The 8,223-nt window shown below is 43.2% G+C and carries 6 protein-coding genes; 4 read left to right on the top strand and 2 right to left on the bottom strand.

Annotation, left to right across the window (positions count from 1 at the left end; translation table 11 throughout):
• Both ACKTR2_RS09935 and ACKTR2_RS09930 read left to right on the top strand, forming a co-directional pair.
• On the top strand, nucleotides 1-415 hold a 415-nt coding region (locus tag ACKTR2_RS09935), incomplete at its 5' end, for an LPXTG cell wall anchor domain-containing protein (RefSeq protein ID WP_407884971.1).
• Between the two features lie 194 nt (nucleotides 416-609).
• Nucleotides 610-1,431 (top strand): class A sortase, encoded by an 822-nt coding sequence (locus tag ACKTR2_RS09930; RefSeq protein WP_407884969.1) that lies wholly within the window; start codon nucleotides 610-612, stop codon nucleotides 1,429-1,431.
• Nucleotides 1,432-1,713: 282 nt separating this feature from the next.
• On the opposite strand, the gene ACKTR2_RS09925 is transcribed toward ACKTR2_RS09930, so the two are convergent.
• On the bottom strand, nucleotides 1,714-5,394 hold the full coding sequence (locus ACKTR2_RS09925; protein ID WP_407884967.1) for a MucBP domain-containing protein: 3,681 nt from the start codon (nucleotides 5,392-5,394) through the stop codon (nucleotides 1,714-1,716).
• Between the two features lie 473 nt (nucleotides 5,395-5,867).
• Nucleotides 5,868-6,332 carry a universal stress protein gene (locus ACKTR2_RS09920; RefSeq protein WP_407884965.1) on the bottom strand — a complete coding sequence of 155 codons (465 nt, stop codon included), beginning with the start codon at nucleotides 6,330-6,332 and terminating at the stop codon, nucleotides 5,868-5,870.
• 193 nt (nucleotides 6,333-6,525) lie between these two features.
• On the opposite strand from ACKTR2_RS09920, the gene ACKTR2_RS09915 reads away from it, so the two are divergent.
• Both ACKTR2_RS09915 and ACKTR2_RS09910 read left to right on the top strand, forming a co-directional pair.
• A complete protein-coding gene (locus ACKTR2_RS09915) occupies nucleotides 6,526-7,203 on the top strand; it encodes a metal-dependent hydrolase (protein WP_407884963.1) in 678 nt (225 codons plus the stop codon).
• A gap of 90 nt (nucleotides 7,204-7,293) precedes the next feature.
• Nucleotides 7,294-7,857, top strand: a complete 564-nt coding sequence (locus ACKTR2_RS09910) for a recombinase family protein (protein ID WP_407884961.1) — start codon at nucleotides 7,294-7,296, stop codon at nucleotides 7,855-7,857.
• The last annotated feature ends 366 nt before the right edge of the window (nucleotides 7,858-8,223 follow it).

Below are 8,223 nucleotides of genomic sequence, written 5' to 3'. Positions count from 1 at the left end.
ACCAACAACACCGGTTGAACCGACTCAACCAAGTGAACCAACAACACCGGTTGAACCGACTCAACCAAGTGAACCAACAACACCGGTTGAACCGACTCAACCAAGTGAACCAACAACACCAGTTGAACCGACTCAACCAAGTCGACCAAACAAACCAACGACACCAGTTGAACCGACTCAACCAAATCAACCAAGTGAATCAATCACCCCAGTTGAGTCAAGTGTTCCTGTTGAAGCAGTACCGGTTCAAACGAGAATGCAACGGTTTAATCACCAACCGCAACCAACTGCACCACAACGTGCCAGCTTACCGAAGACAGATGCGCAACGGCATGGCTTATTAACAACGTTATGGTTAGCAGTGCTTAGCTTATTCGGTCTGGGTAGTTTGCGGAGAAAAAAGAACGTTAAGTAATTTGTTTTTAAGGCTTAAACGTGTTACCAAAAAGACGTCGACTTATGCCGGCGTCTTTTTGGTAACATAAGACTTGAGGGAAAGTGTCTTTCCATATGATTAACTAAAATCTTAAAAGATAGTCTTTTTCGTGAATGTACAGTATTATTATGTACAGAATTTAACGCCAATGGTGTTTATAAGGGAGACAGAATTTGATTAGGAAAATAATTCGCGGGTTGCTGCTTTTAATTTGTCTCGGATCCCTCGGCTACATTGGGTATCAATACAACTGGCTCAACGTGCGTAGTAACGTGACACGGTATCAGACCACGCATCAAGTCGCTAAATTAAGCCACAGCAAGGTTAGCCAAGGGACACGTCAGCGTATTGAACGCCAAATCATGCGACAAACGCAATCTGATCAAGACTTAACTAAACAAGGATTTGTCAGCATTCCTAACGTTGGCATCTTGCAACCAATCTTTAATGACGCGTATTCAGATAAAGGCTTAGCAGCTGGGGCTAACTATGCGAATCGAAGCGCTGTTGATCCAGATGGCAAGACGGTTCCTGTCATGGGTCAAGGTAACTATGGCTTGGCCAGTCACAACTTTAATGACGGTAAAACGGGTTTTAGTGCGTTACAAGATAAGTTAAATGAAGACGCGCCATATTTAGTCAACGGTAAATTAAAGGGTAGCAATTGGTTAAAGGGCAAGATGTTGTATTTGGCCAATGACAAGGGGATCTACGCCTATAAGATTGGTCGGCAAACGTTGGTTAATGAAGATGACGTTAGTGTCTTGAATCCAACCAAGAAACCAGTCGTGACGATCATCAGCTGTCTGTTTCCCAGCACGCAGTATCGTATTATCACGAATGCCAAACTGACGAAGACCTATACGTGGCAGAAAGCGCCGGCCAAAGTGGTTAATCTATTTGACCTTGAGAAGCAAAATACCAATGTTCACGCCAGTTGGTTTAATCCTGGCACTGAGGAAGGTGCTAACGGGGACGCTGGTGGCAGTAAATAATTAAATCATGCTCTACGAATCATCGTGTCGATCAATTTGGTCGGCACTTTTTTTGTGGATTAACTGCTCCAACGACCAATTTTGTAGGTATCGGTCAAGCTGTTTTATGAAATAACATTATTTGACGAGCGACCTAACAGTGGACGTCGGGGAGGATTACAAGTGACAAGAGAATTGGCAAAGAGCATTCTAAGTGATTCATTTAATAGAATTGATTAGGCGCAAAAAAGCTGCCTCTCAGATTTGAGAAGCAGCTTTATTATTTCTAGTTGGGGTCAATGATTAGTGACGGCGCCGGTAGAAGCTCAGTGTAAACAGGGAAGTCAAGAAGAGTCCGATGCCAACCAAGATGGAGGTCTTTCGTGACTGTTGTCGGCCAGTATCAGGCGTTTTTTCAGCAGCCGGCTTTGATAATGATGAAGCGTTTTTATTCGCTGCCGGTGTTGACTTGCGATTGGTTGTAGCCAGTAAGTCTTCAGTGAGGCCAGTGCTTGGTGATTGGACCGTGTTCGCAGTTGCAGTACCGGTTCCACTTGGATCTGCTGGCGCGGTCGGATGCTCAGGACTTGTTGGATCAGTTGGACGGCTTGGGTCAGTCGGACCCTCTGGATCAATCGGATTAGTTGGATCTTCGGGCTCCTCAGGATTACCAGGTTCCGGATCAGCCTGTGCGTAAACGTAAATGACGGTTTGCTCATTAGCAGTAAATTCCCCGTTGGCATTGGCTGGTTTTTTCACCAATTGATAGCCTGGAAGCGGCGATGTGGTATAAGCGTCGCCGACGATACCGCTAGTCCGGTAATCGTGAATGAGGCTACCATCTTCATATTGGTGAATAACGTGAACTTGTCCCAATTGAACAGGTGGTTGTGGGTCTGGATCACCGTTACGGTAGACATAAGTTACCGTTTGCGGTTGATTCGTGTACTGTCCCTTTGCATTAGTAGGTTGAGTTACTAATGATAATCCAGCAATTGGTTCAGTTTGATAAGCTTCGCCCACCGGACCAGCCAATTCGTAACTGTGGATTAACGTACCATCTTCATATTGATGATTAACGGTAACTTGTCCCAGTTGAACTGGTGGCTGTGGATCTTCTGGCTTTTCATAGATGTAGGTGACTTGGATTGTCCCATCAATAAATTTACCAGTTGCATTAGCTGGTTGTCCATTGGCAGTTAAAGTGTAATCTGGCAATGGTTCCGTTAGGTAATCCTGGCCGACTGCTCCGGCCATTGAATATTCAGTGATTTTAGTGCCATCCTCATATTGATGGACCACGTTAACCGTTCCATTCGTCACCGGCGGCTCTGGATCAACATCCTTGTATTCGTAGACAATGGTTTGCGTCTCAGATGCGTAAGTTCCGTTCGCATTGTCCGGTGTGCTAATTAAGTCATAACCAGCTAAAGGTTCTGTCTTGTAGCTAGCGCCTACGACATCCGAAGAAGTGTATTCAGCGATAACTTCGCCGTTTTGATAACGATGAATGACGTGAATGGAACCGATCTCAACAGGCGGTGTTTCCCTTACATACGTGTAGGTCACCGTTTGCGACTCCGAGGTAAAGGTACCATTAGCATTGTCTGGATAACCATCGTCGGCCAACTTATAACCGGTCAATTGTTTAGTCGTATAGGCGGTTGCTACATCACCGGTTAGGTCTTCGGTTGAAATGGTTTCGCCATCCTCATATTGGTGAACGACGTGGACGGTTCCTTTTTCAACTGGATCTGGTGTCTTGGTATAAACGTAAGTCACCGTTTGTGGATCAGAGGTAAAGGTACCGTTGGCATTTTCGGGTTGACCATTTTCAGCTAATTGATAGTTCTCTAAAGGCTTAGTATTATATGGTTCACCAATGTCGCCAGTTAACGTTGCTTCATCAATTTTAGTGCCATCTTCATATTGGTGAACGACGTGGACGGTTCCTTTTTCAACTGGATCTGGTGTTTTGGTATAAACGTAAGTCACCGTTTGTGGATCAGAGGTAAAGGTACCGTTGGCATTTTCGGGTTGACCATTTTCAGCTAATTGATAGTCCTCTAAAGGCTTAGTATTATATGGTTCACCAATGTCGCCAGTTAACGTTGCTTCATCAATTTTAGTGCCATCTTCATATTGGTGAACGACATGGACGGTTCCTTTTTCAACTGGATCTGGTGTCTTGGTATACAAAATGTAAACGTCGCGTTCTTCTTTTTCAAAGAAGCCGGTTGCCTGGCTCTGATCGTAAATTTCATAGCCATCGATATCCTCGACATCGGCTGAATACTCATCGCCAGCAATACCAGTCAACCGCTTAGATGCAATGAGGTCAACGTCTTGTCGGTCTTTGTCCACGTAATGAACGGTGACAGCAGATGCTTGTGGGATTTCATCGTAGTAGTAGATCAGTGTTAAGGTAGGTGTGGATAAAGTACCCTGTTCAATGGGGTAATCCACGAGTTGATAGCCAGGGACTGATTTGCGTAAGTCAGTGATGTTGTATTGAGTGGATAGGGGAACCTCAAGAGTCTCAGGAGTAGCTACTTCTTCGTTAGTTTGTCGGTTACGATATTCAACGGTAATTTTTCCGTACTCAATTGGGTCATTTTGTTCATAATAGTATTTTAAAACAGTGGGTCCTGTTATTTCTGGACTTGCGTAAATGCCAGTTTCGGTTGTAGGACGTTCAACAAGATGCCATCCAGGAATTGCTTTGGGGGTATCAATGTAAGGACTGGTCCAAGTTTCACCTACAAAATCGCTCATTTCCTCTTCACTAGTTAATTGAATATCAGTTCCTTGTTTGAGGAATTGCATTCGCACGACATTACGTAGGCTATCTGGATCGCGAAGATAGTAATAAGTGATTGTTTTGACATTTTCGGAATCAAAAATTTCAGTGGCATTATCTGGTAGACGTGATTCATCCAATTTGTACCCTGAAACAACGGCTGGTTTTGAAATGTATTCTTCGCCATCTTCGCCGATAGCTTCAGTCATTGGTGAGACTTCTCGCTCATTTCCTGAGGACGGATCAACATAGACGTATTTAACGTTAATCTTTGCAGGGGCTTCATTGTCTGGTGTATAAGACATTTTAGTGAATTTGACTTGCTGCAAATTACTCATCGCACCGGTACTGGCTGCAATTGTGAAAGCTTTAGCAACGTCGGGCTCCGAGACGGTCTTCGTCCAAGTGTGAGCACCATAGGTAATTGTCAGTTGATTTCCAGCGGCAGTATAGGTCATTTTGAAATTCTGGAATTGGCCATTCATTTCTGTATCTGGGATTGCTTGTGCTTGGTTGAAGTCATAGCTTGGGTTACCGCTAGCGTCGGTTTGAACCCAGGCACCATACTGATTGGCTTTATCGATTCTTAAGTCAGCTGGCCAACCGAAGAAGTGAGATTCATCGTTTGAATTAGGATCTGGAGCACTATAGTCATTGAAAAAGGTATCCAATTTTAAACCAAAGGTATTCGGTAAGTTCATACCTAATAAAGCGCCATAATTTCCGATTGCTGATGGCTCACCAGCATGAAAGAAGAAGGCGATACCATCCGCGCCACTTGGACCAACTTTTGAACCCAAATCAACGGCGCCTTCAAAGGTGAAGTCTTTGGTAAAGTCTACTTTGTCCTTTAAGAACATGCTGCCTTTTTGTTGTGTTTTATCGGGGGTTAAGGTGACGACACCATTATTATAAGTAGCATTTGATTGGAGCCCAAAGTGATCCAAAAAATTTTCAGGCGTCACTTCGACAATGGATTTGCTTGCCTGATTAGAAATTTCTTGGCTAGTAGCTTGTTGTTTTGACAAAATTAATTCGTTTAACACAGAACTTGTCTTGGGCTTAAAGATCTGAGCGTGTGGCTGCTTATCGGTTTTGTCAGCACTAACAATTAGGGCTGGCATACCCGTTAAGCAGCTACCTGCTACTAATGGCAAAGTGGCAGCTAAAATCGTCTTTTTCATGTAGGCACCTCCACGGTGTTGGCATAATATTATCCTTTTTATAAGAAAAATGTAACATATAGAAATTGAAAACCCAAAAAATAAAACCGCTTTCAAAATTATTGTGATTTAAAACCACTGGTAGAACTTGTTACATGTAGTTTGAATATAAATAAAAAAATCTGCCAGGTTTTGTGATAACCTGACAGATCTAAATTGAATTAAACGCGCGGTTCTTTTCTTTGTGCGACATCATAATAAGCGCCAGCTGCCGTCGTTGGTGCCCCTGTGTGGAAGTGCTCTGTACTGAGGCCCGGACGTTTGACTGGTTCAGGATCCTCTTTAAGGCATTCGAACCGCCGACCTGCGCCATCTTCAATGAAGAAAACGCGGGCATAGTGATTTTGACTGGTTACTTTATGGCAGTCCGTATGGGCCGTCCCAAAAATATCATAGTAAGTCGTAAGGGTAGATCCTTTCTTTATCGATAATAGTTATTTAACAACAGTGACGGTCTTTGCTGATTGGCGAATGACGTAATCTGCCACGGAACCAAGTAGATTACCAGTTAGTCGGTGAGTTCCCAGCGCCCCCATCACTAACTCGGTGACATCTGGTTCACTGACTGCGTCAACTAGACGTTGTTTAGTATTACCCTCTAGCACTTGAATATCAAGGTCGCTTGGATTTAAGCCTTGATCATGGGCAAGTTGTTCTAGGTAATTGTGCGTGTTTTGTAATAAGTGGTCATTTTCGTGTTCAATTTCACCGTTCATTGTGACATTGCGGGTAATGATGTCATTGGCTGTCACACTAATATTGTAAGGGTTACTAGTGGAATGGATAACACTCAATAAACGCAAATTAAGACCATCCAATTTGGCTAGCTTAGCGGCATAGCTCAACACTTTACCAGCTTCAGAAGAGGCATCAACGGCCACAAGAATTACTTTATTCATAATAAAGACCACCTTATTGTTAGTTTGTGAACAGTAGAAAGCTTCAACTTCAGTATAGCATTGCACGTGCCTGACGAATAATTTTGGGGTTCTAAGGTTTAGTCCTGAAGGGTAAATGAAGCATTTTTGCAACCGTCCTCTTATAATGCAGGTGACAATGTTTTATAAAAATCTTGACAAGGGGGTCAGAAAAATGAAATTAATCTTTCATGGTCATTCATGTTTTGAATTGGTGCTATCAACAGGCCAGGTATTAATCTTTGACCCATTTATTACAGGCAATCCGCAGTCCGATCTCACACTGCCCCACCACGTTGACGCAATTTTTGTGTCTCACGGCCATGCCCATCATGTCGGGGATATGATTGAACTTTCGATTGCTAATCAAGCACCAATTATTGCGGTAACCGAACTAGCTAATTATGCTGAGGCGCACGGTGCCATCGCTTATCCCATGAATTTAGGTGGCAGTGCCTCATTGCCATTTGGTTTTGTTAAATTAATGCACGCACAGCATAGTTCTAGTCTAACGCTGAACGGACAGACCCATTACGTTGGCGATGCTTGCGGTTTTCTTATTCGTGCGGAGGGTAAAACCGTCTTTTATGCAGGCGATACCTCTAATTTTGGTGACATGGGCTTGTTCGGTAAGGCCTTTGATATTGACGTAGCAGTGTTGCCAATTGGCGGACGCTTTACCATGGGTCCTAGTGAGGCAGCAATGTGTGCGACAAGGTTGCAGGCTAAAACAGTAATTCCCGTTCATTACAACACTTATGACACGATTCGGCAGGATCCGAAAGATTTACAAGCAAAATTGCCAACTGGTGTTGTGCAGGTGCTTAAATCTGGAGAGACGTTTAACCTTTAAAAGTAAGGGAAGTGTGTAAACGATTATAACTCGTACAATGTTTCGGTGCTGTATAATTGGCTGTTGGAGCATAAAAGATGAGGAGAAACTATGGCAAAAATAATCGCTTATGTACGAACGAGCACCAATCATCAAGACCTTGGCATTGAATTTCAGCGGCAGGCTGTTTCCAAATTTCATCCTGAACAAATTTTTTCAGAACAGGTTTCTGGTCGGAAATCCAGTCGCCCGGAACTAACTAAAGCCTTAGCTTGTTTAGAGGAAGGTGACACATTACTCGTCTACAAGCTTGATCGTTTAGGGCGTAGTGTCCGACAATTGGTAAATATCGTGGCTGAGTTAGATGAGCGTGGGGCACGCTTTCGATCGATTCACGATAATTTAGATACCGGGACAACGAATGGTCGGTTTATGTTTAATATGCTATCAGCTGTGGCGGAATTGGAAGCCGATATGATTAGTGAACGAACTCGGGATGCCTTGAAGGTGACTGATAAGCCACTTGGACGGCGGCGAAAATTGTCGCCAGAGCAAGAAGATAAAGTTTGCAACTTACATGCCAAACGAAGAGTGTCTGTCAGGGAGTTGAGTGAACAATTTGGGGTCAGTGAATCATATGTTTATAAACTTTCAAAAAGTCGTGAACTGAGATAGAACGAAGCTTGATCATTTTTGAATCAAAATATAATCAGTTCGACATTATTAAGGGTTGAGCGGATATGCGAAAAAGTTTATAATAGCAAAGTATAAAGATAGTAATGATTCGGCTGGAAAAAACCAACGTTTTTTCGATTACGGACGTGACAAGATTTAATGAGGGCTAAATGCCGTTATTATCAAGTTGTCTTTTAATGGCTGACGGTAAAAGAATAGCTGGAAAAAACGTTGGTTTTTTCCAATTATATTGGACGGGCTAGAGCCGTGATTCACTACCTTTTACATACGAGAGTGGTTGTTAGCTGGCCAGTTGACGAAATGAGGGAATGATTATGCCTGCAAGAGATTATATTGGACGTTACT

The sequence above is a fragment of the Furfurilactobacillus curtus genome, assembly GCF_045862785.1.
GTDB lineage: Bacteria > Bacillota > Bacilli > Lactobacillales > Lactobacillaceae > Furfurilactobacillus > Furfurilactobacillus curtus.
This window is presented reverse-complemented; position numbering and strand designations above follow the sequence as displayed.

Coding starts and splice junctions, on each gene's coding strand:
- ACKTR2_RS09925 (WP_407884967.1), bottom strand. CDS start 5,394: ATGAAAAAGACGATTTTAGCTGCCACTTTGCCATTAGTAGCAGGTAGC.
- ACKTR2_RS09920 (WP_407884965.1), bottom strand. CDS start 6,332: ATGAATAAAGTAATTCTTGTGGCCGTTGATGCCTCTTCTGAAGCTGGT.
- ACKTR2_RS09915 (WP_407884963.1), top strand. CDS start 6,526: ATGAAATTAATCTTTCATGGTCATTCATGTTTTGAATTGGTGCTATCA.
- ACKTR2_RS09910 (WP_407884961.1), top strand. CDS start 7,294: ATGGCAAAAATAATCGCTTATGTACGAACGAGCACCAATCATCAAGAC.